This window comes from Streptomyces sp. NPDC091387 (assembly GCF_044756945.1).
In the GTDB taxonomy this organism is placed as follows: domain Bacteria; phylum Actinomycetota; class Actinomycetes; order Streptomycetales; family Streptomycetaceae; genus Streptomyces.
Genome location: NZ_JBIVTZ010000016.1, coordinates 168,650 through 182,788 on the forward strand (window position 1 = coordinate 168,650; position 14,139 = coordinate 182,788).

15 protein-coding genes and 1 tRNA gene are annotated in these 14,139 nt (G+C 70.5%); 8 read left to right on the forward strand and 8 right to left on the reverse strand.

Annotated elements, in window-relative coordinates; translation table 11 throughout:
- Window positions 1–10: 10 nt before the first annotated feature.
- Window positions 11–904, reverse strand: coding sequence for an FhaA domain-containing protein (locus ACIQM0_RS30195; RefSeq protein ID WP_401292594.1), 894 nt, complete (start codon window positions 902–904; stop codon window positions 11–13).
- A 316-nt stretch (window positions 905–1,220) separates the two neighbouring features.
- On the opposite strand from ACIQM0_RS30195, the gene ACIQM0_RS30200 reads away from it, so the two are divergent.
- A tRNA-Leu gene (locus ACIQM0_RS30200) sits at window positions 1,221–1,303 on the forward strand.
- Window positions 1,304–1,762: 459 nt separating this feature from the next.
- Here the strand turns inward: ACIQM0_RS30200 and ACIQM0_RS30205 are convergent.
- On the reverse strand, window positions 1,763–2,374 hold the full coding sequence (locus ACIQM0_RS30205) for an FMN-dependent NADH-azoreductase (RefSeq protein ID WP_401292597.1): 612 nt from the start codon (window positions 2,372–2,374) through the stop codon (window positions 1,763–1,765).
- A 146-nt stretch (window positions 2,375–2,520) separates the two neighbouring features.
- Here ACIQM0_RS30205 and ACIQM0_RS30210 point away from each other — a divergent pair, with 146 nt between their 5' ends.
- From ACIQM0_RS30210 to ACIQM0_RS30225, 4 genes are all read left to right on the forward strand, one after another.
- Window positions 2,521–2,871: a winged helix-turn-helix transcriptional regulator gene (locus ACIQM0_RS30210; protein WP_385036845.1), complete on the forward strand. Its 351-nt coding sequence runs from the start codon at window positions 2,521–2,523 to the stop codon at window positions 2,869–2,871.
- A 197-nt stretch (window positions 2,872–3,068) separates the two neighbouring features.
- Window positions 3,069–4,520, forward strand: a complete 1,452-nt coding sequence (locus tag ACIQM0_RS30215) for a DUF2252 domain-containing protein (RefSeq protein WP_401292600.1) — start codon at window positions 3,069–3,071, stop codon at window positions 4,518–4,520.
- Window positions 4,521–4,578: 58 nt separating this feature from the next.
- A complete protein-coding gene (locus ACIQM0_RS30220; protein WP_401292601.1) occupies window positions 4,579–5,601 on the forward strand; it encodes a J domain-containing protein in 1,023 nt (340 codons plus the stop codon).
- A gap of 85 nt (window positions 5,602–5,686) precedes the next feature.
- Window positions 5,687–6,031 carry a rhodanese-like domain-containing protein gene (locus ACIQM0_RS30225; RefSeq protein WP_401292604.1) on the forward strand — a complete coding sequence of 115 codons (345 nt, stop codon included), beginning with the start codon at window positions 5,687–5,689 and terminating at the stop codon, window positions 6,029–6,031.
- Window positions 6,032–6,146: 115 nt separating this feature from the next.
- Here ACIQM0_RS30225 and ACIQM0_RS30230 read toward each other — a convergent pair whose 3' ends face one another.
- From ACIQM0_RS30230 to paaA, 6 genes are all read right to left on the reverse strand, one after another.
- Window positions 6,147–7,328 carry an acyl-CoA dehydrogenase family protein gene (locus ACIQM0_RS30230; RefSeq protein ID WP_401292606.1) on the reverse strand — a complete coding sequence of 394 codons (1,182 nt, stop codon included), beginning with the start codon at window positions 7,326–7,328 and terminating at the stop codon, window positions 6,147–6,149.
- 136 nt (window positions 7,329–7,464) lie between these two features.
- Window positions 7,465–8,523, reverse strand: coding sequence for a 2Fe-2S iron-sulfur cluster-binding protein (locus ACIQM0_RS30235; protein WP_401292608.1), 1,059 nt, complete (start codon window positions 8,521–8,523; stop codon window positions 7,465–7,467).
- Window positions 8,524–9,030 carry a 1,2-phenylacetyl-CoA epoxidase subunit PaaD gene (gene paaD, locus ACIQM0_RS30240; RefSeq protein WP_401292610.1) on the reverse strand — a complete coding sequence of 169 codons (507 nt, stop codon included), beginning with the start codon at window positions 9,028–9,030 and terminating at the stop codon, window positions 8,524–8,526.
- Window positions 9,024–9,725, reverse strand: a complete 702-nt coding sequence (gene paaC, locus ACIQM0_RS30245; RefSeq protein WP_401292612.1) for a 1,2-phenylacetyl-CoA epoxidase subunit PaaC — start codon at window positions 9,723–9,725, stop codon at window positions 9,024–9,026. Before paaC ends, paaD begins: the two co-directional genes overlap by 7 nt.
- Complete coding sequence (gene paaB, locus ACIQM0_RS30250) at window positions 9,722–10,012, reverse strand: 1,2-phenylacetyl-CoA epoxidase subunit PaaB (protein ID WP_123524905.1); 291 nt, start codon at window positions 10,010–10,012, stop codon at window positions 9,722–9,724. Before paaB ends, paaC begins: the two co-directional genes overlap by 4 nt.
- Window positions 10,009–11,013 (reverse strand): 1,2-phenylacetyl-CoA epoxidase subunit PaaA, encoded by a 1,005-nt coding sequence (gene paaA, locus ACIQM0_RS30255; protein ID WP_401292615.1) that lies wholly within the window; start codon window positions 11,011–11,013, stop codon window positions 10,009–10,011. The genes paaB and paaA overlap by 4 nt, the downstream gene beginning before the upstream one ends.
- Before the next feature lie 114 nt (window positions 11,014–11,127).
- On the opposite strand from paaA, the gene ACIQM0_RS30260 reads away from it, so the two are divergent.
- The 3 genes from ACIQM0_RS30260 to ACIQM0_RS30270 are packed head-to-tail and all read left to right on the forward strand — an operon-like array spanning window position 11,128 to window position 14,059.
- On the forward strand, window positions 11,128–11,994 hold the full coding sequence (locus ACIQM0_RS30260; protein ID WP_401292617.1) for a DUF5819 family protein: 867 nt from the start codon (window positions 11,128–11,130) through the stop codon (window positions 11,992–11,994).
- Entirely contained in the window at window positions 11,991–13,277 is a 1,287-nt protein-coding gene (locus ACIQM0_RS30265) for an HTTM domain-containing protein (RefSeq protein WP_401292619.1), read from the forward strand. The genes ACIQM0_RS30260 and ACIQM0_RS30265 overlap by 4 nt, the downstream gene beginning before the upstream one ends.
- A complete protein-coding gene (locus ACIQM0_RS30270; RefSeq protein WP_401292621.1) occupies window positions 13,274–14,059 on the forward strand; it encodes a TrmH family RNA methyltransferase in 786 nt (261 codons plus the stop codon). Before ACIQM0_RS30265 ends, ACIQM0_RS30270 begins: the two co-directional genes overlap by 4 nt.
- Window positions 14,060–14,139 lie beyond the last annotated feature (80 nt).

A 14,139-nucleotide genomic window follows, 5' to 3' on the forward strand; every position in this document is an offset into this window, starting at 1 on the left:
TGCCCCCGCTTCACCCTTCGGCTTGCCGGTAAACGATGGTGGTGTTGCCCACGACGATCCGCGAGCCGTCGCGGAGCGTAGCGCGGGTTGTGTGCTGCCCGTCTACCACGATGCCGTTGGTAGACCCGAGATCCTGGATCGTCGAGGGCGTTCCGGTCCGGATCTCACAGTGCCGACGGGAAACGCCGGGGTCGTCGATCCGCACGTCGGCGTCGGTGCTGCGGCCCATCACCAACGTCGGGCGGGAGATCTGATGGCGGGTGCCGTTGATCTCGATCCAGCGTCGCACCTGCGTGTTCGGCAGGGGGCTGGGATTGGCCGGCGGGCGCCGGTCGGATGCGGGTGTCGCGGGACGCCCGGGGCCCGGCGGCGGGGCCGCGGGCATGGGCGGGGCGGAGGTGGGCGGGTAGCCGTAGCCGCCGGGGGCCTGCGGGGCGGCGGGGCGCCCCTGGCCGGGACGCGCGGGCTGGGCCGGCTGTCCTGGCTCGTTCTGGAACCCCTGCTGGTCGGGCTGGCCCTGCTGTGACGAACTCGATGCCAGAGTGCGGCTGCGGACCCGGTAGAGGCCGGTGTCGAGGTCGTCGGCCTTCTCCAGATGGACCTTGATGGGGCCCATGAAGGTGTACCGCTGCTGCTTGGCGTAGTCCCGCACCAGTCCGGAGAGCTCGTCGCCCAGCTGGCCCGAGTACGGGCTGAGCCGCTCGTAGTCGGGGGCGCTGAGTTCTACGATGAAGTCGTTGGGGACGACGGTCCGCTCGCGGTTCCAGATGGTGGCGTTGTTGTCGCACTCCCGCTGGAGGGCTCCAGCGATCTCGACCGGCTGCACCTCGGACTTGAAGACCTTGGCGAAAGTGCCATTGACGAGACCTTCGAGACGTTGCTCGAAACGCTTCATGACTCCCATGGGGCACCTCCTCCGGTGTCGTCGTCCCTGTACTGCTTACTGATCGTATCCACGCGTCGGGAAATCGGCTGGTTCCCCTTGTCTGCACTGCGGATGAGTGTCCCCCCTCACACGGATCGTAGAGGTGGCCTCCTGACAGTGTCCCGCACCTTGGGTGCACTCAGGAGGAGTGGGGGGCGGCGGCTCCGGGTTCCCGGTTCCCGTCAGGCGTTCGGCGAAACAAACGGATGTGAATCCGCCCTGTCCAGCGTGCTAATCTTCGTGATGTCGCCAGGGGCTCGCACCGAAAAGTGGGAGATTCTGGAACACCATTCTTGCGCGAGTGGCGGAACGGCAGACGCGCTGGCTTCAGGTGCCAGTGTCCTTAGGGACGTGGGGGTTCAAATCCCCCCTCGCGCACAAGATGGAAGCCCCGCAGACCACGGTCTGCGGGGCTTCTTCGGTTTGCCCTCGGGGTCTGCGCTCCGGGTATGTGCTCCCGCTCGGGGCTGGTTGGGGGCGGCCGCCGCGTCCGGTGCGGATCGAGGCCGGGCTTGGTTTCACGTGAAACGCCCGATTGGTTCTGCCTGGTGGGGTCCTGGTGGGGTCCTGGTGAGGTCCGTGGCGAGGCCTCAGGTGGGGCGCTGGAGGGGGGCGTCGGTGGAGGCGCCGGCGGGACTTCTGTGGTGGTGGTCGGGCCTCCGCGGGTTTTCGTGGCGGGTTCAGGAGTGGTGGGATCGTTATGCGGGAAGGCCGGGGTCCGTTGACCCCGGCCTCCCTTGTTGCGTGCCCCTTTGCCCTGCGAATTCCCGTATGCCGGGTGTGCCGGGTGTCTCGGGCGTCTCAGGTGTCTTGTGCGTCTCGGTCGCCGCAGTTGCCTCAGGCGGCGAGTCGGGACGCGAGGCTCTTGGCCTTCTCCGCGGCGTCGGCGAGTGCCTTGGTGCGGGAGGTCTCGGCGAGCGGGATGAGCTCGGCCATCTCCGGCTTGCTGTGGGCCAGGGTCAGCTCCGGGACGATGAAGTCGACCTCGGCGGCGAACATGGCCGTCAGCAGCGTCGCCAGATAGTTCTGGACGAACTCGGCCCCCGCACGCGGGGTGCCGGCGGCGTAGGAACCGCCGCGACTGGCGACGACGGTGATCGGGGTGCCGGCCACCGGGCTGTCAGGGCCGACGTTGTGGCCGACGATGATCACGTGGTCGAGCCACGCCTTCAGCGTCGACGGAATCGTGAAGTTGTACATCGGCGCACCGATCAGGACCGCGTCGGCGGCGGCCAGCTCGGCGGCGAGTTCGCCACGCAGCGGGTGCTCGACGCCGGCGACGACGGCTGCGGCGTCCAGGTGCGGCAGCGGGTCGGCGGCGAGGTCGCGGTAGATGACCTGTCCGTCGGGGTGCTGCTCGGTCCAGGCCTGCACGAATGCGGCGGTGACCTCGCGCGACGCGGAGCCCTGGGGGAAGACGGCGGAGTCGAGGTGCAGAAGTGTGGCCATGAGGGTCTCCACGGGTGTCGGTGGCGCGGTGGGGTTTCGGTGCGGTGGCGGGCCGGTGTGGCGGGCCAAGCTTTCGTACGTCCCTATTGATAACATAGTGACTTACTAATCGTAAGCCCCTCATGCCGGCGCAGTACTCTGGGCTTATGGCGGATCACAGCGAGCAGGCGTGCCGGCGGGTCGACGTGAGCATCAGTCGCGTCTTCGAGCTGTTCGGCAAGCGCTGGACGGGGCCGATCGTCTCGGTGCTGCTCCAGCAGCCCGTTCACTTCGCCGATCTGCGGCGGGCGATTCCCGGCATCAGCGAGCGCATGCTCTCGGACCGGCTGTCCGAACTGGGGACGGCGGGCCTGGTGGTCCGGGAAGTCGACGAGGGTCCGCCGCTGCGGGTCTCCTACCGCCTGACGCAGGCCGGTGCCGCGATGGAGCCCGCGCTCAAAGAACTGGGGCGCTGGGCCGAGACGCATCTCAAGGAGGGCGGCGGCGGCAGCTGTTAGCCGACGGGCTGGGGCGGGCGGGGACGGGCAGGGCGGGGACCGGTGGGTCGGGGCCGGGAAGTTGTCCACAGGTAGTCTGGCCGGTCATCCACAGGGGCAGACGGGTGCCGGTGAACGGCGGTACCGTCGTCGGCAGTTGATGTTGTACCGGGGGCGCCGGACGGCGGCATCGGGCGAGGTCGGGGGAGCGGTGCGCCATGGGTGAAATCGAAGCGACCGTGCCGGTGCAGCGGGCGGCGAAGGACGCTCCGCGCATTCCGGTGGTGCCCGGGTTCGCCCGCCGCGCTCACCCGAAGGACCGGGGCGGTCCGCAGTCGCCGAGGGAAGCGGGCAAGGCGCTGCGGGAGCGGGTGCCCAGGTCCGCGCACGAGTCGCTGGTGCTGCCGGCGGGCCGGCCCGATGCGGTGCGGGCGGTCGAGGAGTCCAACCGGGGCCGGGTGCCCGCGCTCACGCCGATCCGGGTGGGGCGGATGGCTGCCACCCCGTTCGCCTTCCTCCGGGGCTCGGCCGGGCTGATGGCCCACGATCTGGTGGGCACCCCCGTCACCGGGGTGGGAGCCCAGCTCTGCGGTGACGCCCACGCGGCCAACTTCGGTCTGTACGGCGACGCGCGGGGCAACCTGGTCATCGACCTGAACGACTTCGACGAGACGGTGACCGGTCCGTGGGAGTGGGATCTCAAGCGCCTCGCCACCTCGCTGGTGCTCGCGGGCCGCGAGGCGGGCGCCGACGAGGAGACCTGCCGCAGGGGTGCGTACGACACGGTGGGCGCCTACCGGCGGACGATGCGGCTGCTGGCCAAGATGCCCGCGCTCGACGCCTGGAACGCCATCGCCGACGAGGAACTCGTCTCGCACACGGACGCGCGGGATCTGCTCGGCACACTGGAGCGGGTCTCCGAGAAGGCCCGCAGCAACACCAGCGCACGCTTCGCCGCGAAGTCCACGGAGGACTCCGGGGACGGCGGCCGCCGATTCGTCGACGCACCGCCGGTGCTGCGCCGGGTGCCGGACGAGGAGGCCGCGTCCGTGGCTGCGGGGCTCGGCGACTACCTGGGCACCGTCTCGCAGGACCGGGTTCCGCTGCTCGCCCGGTACGCGATCCACGATGTGGCGTTCCGGGTGGTAGGCACGGGGAGCGTGGGCACCCGGTCGTATGTGGTGCTGCTGCTGGATCACCGGGGTGAGCCGCTGGTGCTGCAGGTGAAGGAGGCCAGGCCCTCGGTGCTGGCACCCCATCTGCCCGCCGTGGGCTTCGACGTGCCGGAGGTGGCGCACGAGGGGCGTCGAGTCGTGCTCGGGCAGAAGCGGATGCAGGTCGTCAGCGACATGCTGCTGGGCTGGGCGACCGTGGACGGGCGGCCCTTCCAGGTCAGGCAGTTCAGGAACCGCAAGGGCAGCGTCGATCCGGCGGCCCTGGCAGCCGACCAGGTCGACGACTACGGCCGGATGACCGGCGCGCTGCTGGCCCGAGCCCACGCGCACAGCGCCGATCCGAGGCTGATCGCGGGCTACTGCGGCAAGAACGACGAGCTGGACGAGGCGGTGGCGGCGTTCGCGGTGACCTACGCGGACCGTACGGAGGCGGACCACGCCGAGCTGGTGCGGGCGATAGGCACGGGCCGGACAGCCGCCGAGCCGGGCGTATGACGCCCGTTCCGCCGACCGCGCGTCCCGGGGGCGTGGGCCGTGGCCATACGCTGGACGGGTGACCCACGAAGCCGCCGGGGTGCCGACCACCCGGAACGACGATGACCGGCAGGACCACGACCGGCAGCACGAGCAGCCAGGCCGTCCGGCCGAACCGCACGCGGAGACCGCTCCTGGCGGAGCCCCGGCCACCGATGCCGCAGACGCCGGTACTGCCGAGGCCGGTACTGCGGCGCCCGGTACCGCAGAGGCGGGCGGAGCTGACGGCGGAACCGCCGGCGGGGAAGGCGGCGGGTCCGCCGAGCAGGCGCGGCCCGAGGCACGGCTCGCGCACGCCGTGCGGGTGGCCGAGCAGGCCCTGATCGAGTTCGAGATCGCGGTGGAGACCTTCCGGGTCGAGGTGGAGAACTTCTCCCGGCTGCACCACCAGCGGCTCGGCCCGATGTACGCGCGTCTCGATGAGCTCGATGCGCAGATCGCGGAGGCACGGGCCGCGCGGACCGGCGATCCCGAGGATCTGCGCAAGGCGCAGGAGGCGCGGGCGATCGTGATGCCCATGCCGGGCGTCGACGAGCTGTTCCACGACTGGATGGACTCCGACGGGCTGTCCCCCGAGGCGAGCGCGATGCTGACCGAGCAGCCCGTCCGGCCGCCGAAGCGGGTCCGGCCGACCGAGGAGGCCCGCAAGCTGTACCGCGAGCTGGCGCGCAAGGCCCACCCGGACCTGGCCCAGGACGAGGAGGAGCGGGCCCGCCGGGACGAGTTCATCACCCGCGTCAACGCCGCATACGGCCGTGGGGACGAGGCACTGCTCAAGGAACTGGCCCAGGAGTGGGCGGCCGGGCCGGCTGCCCCGGAGGCGGAGCTCGGCGAGGCCGACGAGCTCTACGCGCGGCTGAACTGGCTGACCCAGCGCAAGGAACTGCTGACGGTGCTCGCCCAGGAGCTGGAGCAGAGCGCGATCGGCGCCATGCTGCGGATGGCCCCGGACGATCCGGATCACCTGCTCGAAGAGATCGCCGATCAGCTGCTGGGCGAGGTGTCGCAGCGAGAGACTGAACTGGCAGGTCTGGTGCAGTAGCGTTTCCGTGACTTCGGAGCGCATTCGCGCATTCGCGCATTCACGCATTCACGCATTCACGTATTCACGAGAGAAGGCATGACCCATGAACTTCGGCCCGCTTCCCACGGTCGATGCCGCGGCGGTGCCGGCGGACGGCTTCGTGCTGGACGTCCGGGAGGACGACGAATGGGCGGCCGGGCACGTCGACGGCGCCCTGCACATCCCGATGAGCGACTTCGTGGGTCGCTTCGGTGAGCTGACCGAGGCGGCGGAGGACGGCCGGCGCGTGCACGTGATGTGCCGGGTCGGCGGCCGGTCCGCCCAGGTCACCCAGTACCTGGTGCAGCAGGGCGTCGACGCCGTGAACATCGAGGGCGGGATGCTCGCCTGGGACGGTGCCGGGCGCCCGATGGTCACCGACAGCGGAAACCCGGCCTTCGTCGTCTGACCGGGGCTTCTCCGGCCTCGGCTCTTTGCCCCTTGCCCCTTGCTCTTTGCCCCGGGGCCTTCGTCCCGGGTTCCTTGCCCCGGGCCTCTACCGTCTCTTCGGGGCCCGGCGGTGTTCAGTCGAGGGAGTGCGCGGCCAGTAGGTCGCCCAGTGCCTCTTCGTGGGCCGCGGCCGGGCCGAGGGAGAGCTCGATCTGCTTCGCCCAGGCGTGGAAGCGGTGCAGGGGGTAGTCGGTGTCCGCGCCGAAGCCGCCGTGCAGGTGCTGTGCCGTCTGCACGACCCGGCGGACCCCGTCGGATGCCCAGATCTTCGCCACGGCGACATCGCCCGCAGGGGGCAGCGCCCCGCTCTCGCCGGTGGCGATCCGCCAGGCGGCCTGCCAGAGGGTCACCTCCATGGCCCGCAGATCGATGTAGCGGTCCGCGGTCTGTACGGCGACGGACTGGAAGGTCGCCACAGGGAAGCCGAACTGCTCACGCTTTCCGGTGTACTGGCTCGTCATGGCCAGTACGGCCTCACCCAGGCCCAGCGCGAGTGCGCAGGTTCCGGTGGTGAGCAGCGCGTGCAGCCACTCCCAGGCGCCGGCGGCGTCGATCAGCTCGCGGCGCGTGATCCGTACCGCGTCCAGCCGTACCTCGCCGAAGAGTTCGCCGCTGGTGGAGACCTGCTCGGCGATGGTGACGCCGTCCTGGCCGCGCCGGATCAGGGCCAGGACGGCCCGGCCGTCGCCCGTGTGGGCGGGCACCGCGATCCAGTTCGCGGTCTGGGCCCACGGCACGGCCGACTGCACACCGTCGAGTACCCAGACGGCTTCGGAGTCGCCGTCGCTGTCTCCGCCCCCGCCGACGTCGGCGCGGTCGCCGTCGAGGCGGGCCGTGACGGCGAGTTCGGCCGGATCGTGGCCGGTGCGCCCATTGGCTCCGACGGTGAGGACCAGCTCACCGCGGCCGACGCCGGGCAGCAGCTCGGCGGCCAGCCCCTGGTCCCCGTAGCGCTGGAGCGTCATCGCGACCGCGCACGTCTCCAGCAGAGGGACCCGCGCAAGAACCTTCGCGGACTCGCGCAGTACCAGGCAGAGCGCGACTAGGTCGAGACCCGCCCCGCCGTGCTCGGGTGACAACGTCAGGCTCAGCAGGTCCCCTGCGGCGAGACCGGCCCACAGCGGTCTGTCGATGTCCTCGGCCACCGCACCCGGTACGAGTGCGGGGCTGGGGACCGCGTCGGGCACCACGCCCGAGAAGACCGCCCGTGCCGCCTCTACGGCTGCCTGCTGTTCCTCGGTGAAGGTGAAGTCCACTGTCCTGGCCTCCCGCGAACCGCTGCGCCCGTACCCGGACCTGACGGAGCGTCAAGATAGAACAGGTTCTACAAGAAGGGAACAGGTGCGGTGCGGTGTGGTGCAGTGCCTGCCGTGCGGTGCAGGTGCTGGGCTGTCACCGGTCGAAGTCGAGCTCCACCTCCCCGGTCACCGGGTGGGACTGGCAGGCCAGCACGTAGCCCGCCCCTGTCTCTTCCGGTTCGAGCGCGAAGTTGCGGTCCATCCGCACCTCACCGGAGACCAGGAAGGCCCTGCAGGTCCCGCACACGCCCCCCTTGCAGGCGTACGGCGCGTCCGAGCGGCTGCGGAGAACCGTCTCCAGCAGCGACTCGCCCTCCTGCACCGGCCACTTGCCGGAGCGGCCGTCCAGGGTCGCCGTGAGCATGCTGCCGGCCGGGGTTTCGATCCGCGGCAGGGCGGACGTTCCTGGCCCGTCGTCGACGTGGAAGATCTCCTGGTGGATGCGGGTCCGCTCGACGCCCAGACCGTGCAGCGCGCTCTCGGTGGCCCGGACCAGGCCGAGCGGGCCGCACAGGTACCAGCCGTCCACCTCGGCCACCGGCAGCAGCGCGGGCAGCAGATCGGTGAGCCGCTCGCGGTCCAGCCGGCCCGAGGGGAGGCCGGCCTGCTGTTCCTCCCGGGAGAGCGCGGTCACCAGCTGGAACCGGTCCGGATAGCGGTCCTTGAGGTCGGCGACCTCGTCCAGGAACATCGTCGACGCGGCGGTCCGGTCGCTGCGGATCAGGCAGAACGAGGCCTCGGGCTCCCGTGCCAGCAGCGTCGCGGCGATGGACAGCACCGGCGTGATCCCGCTGCCGCCGACGACCGCCGCGAACTGCCCGGCGCGCGGCGTGAGCACGAAGCGGCCCATCGGAGGCATCGCCTCGACCTGATCGCCGACGGTGAGTTCCTTGAGCGCGTACGTGGAGAACGCGCCGCCGTCGACGAGACGGATGCCCACTCGTAGTTCCGGGTCGGCCGGCCGCTCGGTGGCCGGTGCGCAGATCGAGTACGAGCGCCGGACCTCCTCGCCGCCGACGGTGTAGCGGACGTTGAGGTGCTGGCCGGGCTTGTGGCGGAAGGTCTCGCGCAGTTCCGGCGGCACGGTGAAGTCGACAGCGACCGAATCGTCCGTGAGCCGTTCGATCGCGCTGACCCGGAGCGGATGGAACATCTACAACTCCTTGAAGTGATCAAACGGTTCGCGGCAGGTCACACATCTGTGCAGCGCCTTGCAGGCGGTGGACGAGAACCGGCTCAGCAGCTCCGTGTCGGTGGAGCCGCAGTGCGGGCAGCGCACCGACAGGGTGAGCGGCACGGGCCCGGAGGCGGGGGAGGCCGCGTCATGGGGCCGAGGGGGCGCTATGCCGAACTCGGTGAGCTTGCGCCGCCCTTCCGCGCTGATGTCGTCCGTGGACCAGGCGGGAGCGAGGACGGTGACCACGGAGACCTCGGTCATGCCGTGGTCGAGCAGCACCCGCTCGATGTCCATGGACATCGCCTCTATCGCGGGGCAGCCGGTGTAGGTGGGGGTGAGCCGGACCGTGACGCGGCCCGGTGCGAGTACCTCGACCCCTCGGAGCACACCCAGCTCCTCCAGTGTCAGCACGGGCAACTCGGGGTCGGGGACGGAGCCCGCGAGGTGGCGCAGCTCCTCCTCCAGCGCCGTCCGGGTCACCATGACGCCCCCGGGTGGCTGCGGTGCAGATGCTGCATCTCGGCGATCATCCGGCCGAAGGGCTCCGTGTGGATGCCCTGCCGGCCTGCTCCGGCCGTCCAGGCTCCGGACCGCGGACCGGCCGGTACGGTCAGCGTGGCCCGTTCCAGCACGGCGGTGACGGATGCCAGCCAGTTGTTCCGCAGGGCCTCCCAGTCCACCTCCACACCTTCGACGGGCTGGAACAGCTCACCGGTGAAACGCCACAGCGCGTCCACCGCGCGCTGCATCCGGTCGTGGCTCTCCGCCGTGCCGTCGCCGAGGCGCAGTGTCCACTGCTCGGCGTGGTCCCGGTGGTAGGCGACTTCCTTGACGGCCTTGGCCGCGATCCCGGCGAACTCGCCGTCACCGGCCGCCAGCTGCTCGTACAGTCCGTGCTGGTGGACGGAGAAGTAGAGCTGGCGGGCGATGGTGTGGGCGAAGTCGCCGTTCGGCTGCTCGACCAGCTGGAGGTTGCGGAAGGCGCGTTCCTCGCGCAGGTACGCGAGCTCGTCCTCGTCCCCGGCGAGGGAGAGCAGCAGGCGGGCCTGGCCCAGCAGGTCCAGGGCGATGTTGGCGAGGGCCACTTCCTCCTCCAGCACGGGGGCGTGGCCCGCCCACTCCCCCAGCCGGTGCGACAGCACCAGCGCGTCGTCGCCCAGGGCGAGAGCCGCGGTCACAGGTGCTTCACCCCGTCCGGGATCTCGTAGAACGTCGGGTGGCGGTAGGGCTTGTCGCCGGCCGGCTCGAAGAACGTGTCCTTCTCGTCCGGCGAGGACGCCGTGATCCGGGCGGACGGCACCACCCAGATGGAGACCCCTTCGGACCGGCGCGTGTACAGATCGCGTGCGTTGCGCAGGGCCATCTCGGCGTCCGGGGCGTGCAGGCTGCCGGCGTGGGTGTGGGAGAGGCCGCGCCGCGAGCGGACGAATACCTCCCACAGCGGCCAGTCGGTCGAGCTGCTCATGCTGTCGCCTCCACGGTCGGTACCACTGTCTGCTTCTGTGCGTACGCGGCGGCGGCGTCGCGGACCCAGGCGCCTCCCTCGTGTGCTCGGCGGCGCTGGGTGAGGCGCTCCTCGTTGCACGGGCCGTTGCCCTTCAGGACCTCCTGGAACTCCGTCCAGTCGATCGCCCCGAAATCGTGCTGACCGCGCTCCTCGTTCCACCGGAGGTCCGGGTCGGGGAGGGTGAGTCCCAGGACCTCTGCCTGCGGGACGCAGATGTCGACGAAGCGCTGCCGCAGCTCGTCGTTGGAATGCCGCTTGATCTTCCAGGTCATCGACTGGGCGGAGTGCGACGAGGCGTCGTCCGGCGGGCCGAACATCATCAGGGACGGCCACCACCAGCGGTTCACCGCGTCCTGGGCCATCTCGTGCTGTGCGGCCGTGCCGCCGCTGAGGGCCAGCAGCAGTTCGTAGCCCTGGCGCTGGTGGAAGGACTCCTCCTTGCAGACACGGACCATCGCGCGGGCGTAGGGGCCGTAGGAGCAGCGGCACAGAGGCACCTGGTTGGTGATCGCGGCGCCGTCCACGAGCCAGCCGATCGCGCCCACGTCCGCCCAGGTCAGGGTGGGGTAATTGAAGATCGACGAATACCGCTGACGGCCCGCGTGGAGCTTGTCGAGCAGCTCCTCGCGGCCCGTGCCCAGGGTCTCGGCCGCGCTGTACAGATAGAGGCCGTGTCCCGCCTCGTCCTGCACCTTGGCGATCAGGATGGCCTTGCGGCGCAGCGAGGGCGCTCGCGTGATCCAGTTGGCCTCGGGCTGCATGCCGATGATTTCGGAGTGGGCGTGCTGAGCCATTTGCCTGACCAGCGAGGCGCGGTAGGCATCGGGCATCCAGTCACGCGGCTCGATGCGCTCGTCGGCCGCCACCGCGGCGTCGAAGGCCGCTGCCAGGGCACCGTCCACCCCATCAGTACTGCCCGCTGTCGCCTGCGCTGTCTGGCCCGCAGTCACTGCCGCCATCCCGGACTCCCTACCGACCGATCGTTCGGTTCAATGACTTCAATGGTGAGTCTGCGGCCCGTAGGGTGTCAACCCTGTGGATAACTGACCGGGATCGACGGGGATCGGGGCGGGATGGATTCGTACGACGACAGGGGCGTCGGCGGCGGGGACGGGCGCGTTGCCGGTCCCGATTCGGGGACGCTTCCAACGGTTCCTGATCCGCGCACCGAACCCGGTCCGCAGCCTCCTCCCGAGCCGGGACCCGAGCCCGGTCCCGAGTCAGGACCGCGCCACGAGCCGGAGCCGCGGACGGAGCCTGATCCGCGCTCCGGGCCGGAGCCTCGTGCCGGAATGGCGGGGCTGTCGTTTCCGTACCAGGTCGCCGCCGCTGTGGCGCTGGCGGTGATCGGGCTGATCACCTGCACTCAGCTGGCGATGGTGTTCCTGCACGTCGCCCCCTCCAACACGATGACCAAGCAGCACGGCAAGGCGATCGACGAATGGGTCTATCCCGAGTTCGAGCAGAACTGGAAGCTCTTCGCTCCCAATCCGCTGCAGCAGAACATCGCCGTGCACGTCCGTGCTGAGATAGCCGGCGCCGACGGCCGTCGTACCACCCCCTGGATGAATCTCTCCGGCGAGGACGGCAAGGCGATACGCGCCAATCCGCTGCCCAGCCACGTCCAGCAGAACGAACTCCGCCGGGGCTGGGACTTCTACCTCGGGTCCCATGACAACCAGAACCGGCCCAACGGGCTGCGCGGCAACCTCTCCGAGCAGTACGTCCGCCGCATCGTCATGCTGCGCCTCGGCGAACACGACTACGGCGGCACCGTCGAACGGATCCAGGTCCGCTCCGAGGTGCGGTCCGTCCCGGCGCCCCCGTGGAGCGACGAGAAGATCAGTACGAAGCCGTCCTACCGGGTCCTGCCCTGGTGGACCGTCACCGCAGCCGACCTGCCCGAGGGCTCGGCGGACCCGAAGGAGACGGACCAGTGAGCACGCCCCGCCCCGGCCGCGACAGCAGGCTCGCCCGCGGTGTCCAGCGCATCACCGCCTCGTCCCTCGGCCCGTACCAGAGCGCCGTCATCCGGATCGGTTTCTCCGCCACGTACCTGCTGTTCCTGCTGCGGGAACTGCCGCACCGGCACGAGATGTACGGCCCCGACGCCCCGTGGCGCTGGGACATGGCGGAGAAGCTGATATCGAACAACCAGGCCTTCACCACACTCATGTGGTCGGACAGCACCGTCTGGTTCGAGATCGTGTACGCGCTGGCGCTGATCGCCGCCGCGCTGCTGCTGGTGGGCTGGCACACCCGCGCCATGTCCGTGCTGTTCATGGCCGGTGTGCTCTCGCTGCAGAACCGCAGCATCTTCATGGGTGACGGCGGCGACAACGTCCTCCATCTGATGGCGATCTACCTGGTGCTGACCCGGTGCGGTCAGGTCTGGTCCCTGGACGCCCGCCGTGCGGCACGCAGAGCGCGGGCGGCCGGAGCGGATGGTGCGGACGGGGGTGTTGAGCCGGACAGGAAGGCCGGCGGCGGGCGTCCGGTGCGCGGGGACGTGGCCGGTCCGCTGCTGTGGGTGGCGTTCGGCGCCGTTCTGATCGGTGCCACGGTGACGGACAGCCTGGGCGGAACCGTCTGGCTGCCGGCGCTGTTCTGGATTCTGTGGACCGGCCACGGCGCCTGGTGGGCCGTGAACCGGTACGCGCCGCACAGCGAGCCGCGCACCCTGCTCGACGTCATCGCCAATCTCGCCCACAACGCCACCCTCGTCGTGATCATGGCCGAGGTCTGCCTGATCTACTCCACCGCGGGCTGGTACAAGATCCAGGGTACGAGGTGGCAGGACGGCACAGCGCTCTACTACCCGCTCAAGCTCGACTACTTCACGCCGTGGCCCGGCCTCTCGGACATCCTCGCATCAAGCGGGGTGATGGTGATGGTGCTGACGTACGCCACGGTCATCGTGCAGGTCGCGTTCCCGTTCACCCTGTTCAACCGGCGGGTCAAGAACGTCCTGCTCGTCGTGATGATCGGCGAGCACGCCGGTATCGCCCTGCTGCTGGGGCTGCCCTTCTTCTCGATGGCCATGATCGCCGCGGACGCCGTCTTCCTGCCGACCGTCTTCCTGGTGTGGCTGGGGGGCCGGGCGGCGCTCGGGCGGGATCTGCTGTTCCGGGCGCGCGGCCAGGTGCCGGGGCCCCGGGGCGGCGCCGAGGACCGGGAGGCACCGCAGCACAGCGACTCCGGGGGCCATACGCTCGTCGGGTGAGCAGCGAGACCGGGAGCACCGGCAGTACCAGCAGGAATCCGTCGACCGATGAGTCCGCGACGGCCGAGCCGTCCGTGGAGGCTGAGCCGCCCGTGGTGGACGAGCCGGCCCAGTACGACGACGGGTTCGGGACGGAGATCGGCGTCGGGCCGCACCCGCTGCCCTGGCCCGTGGGCGAGCGTTACGACCCCGAGCTGCTCGCCCACGGCGACCGGCGCAATGTGGGCGACGCGTACCGGTACTGGACCCGGGAGGCGATCGTCGCCGATCTGGATCTGCGGCGGCACGACTTCCACGTGGCGGTGGAGAACTGGGGCCACGACTTCAATATCGGCTCGGTGGTGCGCACGGCGAACGCCTTCCTCGCCAAGGAGATCCACATCGTGGGGCGGCGGCGCTGGAACCGCCGCGGGGCGATGGTCACCGACCGCTACCAGCATGTCCGCCACCATCCCGAGACCACGGATCTGACTGCCTGGGCGGCGGCCGAGGGGCTCCCGATCATCGGCATCGACAATCTGCCGGGCGCCGTGCCGCTGGAGCGGACCGAGCTGCCGCGGCGGTGTGTGCTGCTGTTCGGGCAGGAGGGGCCGGGACTGACCGAGGAGGCCCGTAAGCACGCGTCGATGGTGTGCTCGATCGCGCAGTTCGGATCCACACGGTCGATCAACGCGGGTGCGGCGGCGGCGATTGCCATGCATGCGTGGGTGCAGCGGTATGCGGATATTCCGGGTGCGGGTGCGGGTGCGGGTGCGGGTGCGGCGGGCCCGGCCTCTGGGTGAGGGACCGGGGCGAGGACGAGCGGGCCGGGTGGGGTGCCCGCGGCGGCTGTCCCCTACCCGCCCCTTCCCGTAACCGGGGG

What these genes read in the sequence shown, in the direction of transcription:
- ACIQM0_RS30210 (WP_385036845.1), top strand. Translation starts at nt 2,521, where the DNA reads ATGGCGGATCACAGCGAGCAGGCGTGCCGGCGGGTCGACGTGAGCATC.
- ACIQM0_RS30260 (WP_401292617.1), top strand. Translation starts at nt 11,128, where the DNA reads ATGGATTCGTACGACGACAGGGGCGTCGGCGGCGGGGACGGGCGCGTT.
- ACIQM0_RS30195 (WP_401292594.1), bottom strand. Translation starts at nt 904, where the DNA reads ATGGGAGTCATGAAGCGTTTCGAGCAACGTCTCGAAGGTCTCGTCAAT.
- ACIQM0_RS30205 (WP_401292597.1), bottom strand. Translation starts at nt 2,374, where the DNA reads ATGGCCACACTTCTGCACCTCGACTCCGCCGTCTTCCCCCAGGGCTCC.
- paaA (WP_401292615.1), bottom strand. Translation starts at nt 11,013, where the DNA reads ATGGCGGCAGTGACTGCGGGCCAGACAGCGCAGGCGACAGCGGGCAGT.
- ACIQM0_RS30215 (WP_401292600.1), top strand. Translation starts at nt 3,069, where the DNA reads ATGGGTGAAATCGAAGCGACCGTGCCGGTGCAGCGGGCGGCGAAGGAC.
- ACIQM0_RS30225 (WP_401292604.1), top strand. Translation starts at nt 5,687, where the DNA reads ATGAACTTCGGCCCGCTTCCCACGGTCGATGCCGCGGCGGTGCCGGCG.
- ACIQM0_RS30235 (WP_401292608.1), bottom strand. Translation starts at nt 8,523, where the DNA reads ATGTTCCATCCGCTCCGGGTCAGCGCGATCGAACGGCTCACGGACGAT.
- paaD (WP_401292610.1), bottom strand. Translation starts at nt 9,030, where the DNA reads ATGGTGACCCGGACGGCGCTGGAGGAGGAGCTGCGCCACCTCGCGGGC.
- paaB (WP_123524905.1), bottom strand. Translation starts at nt 10,012, where the DNA reads ATGAGCAGCTCGACCGACTGGCCGCTGTGGGAGGTATTCGTCCGCTCG.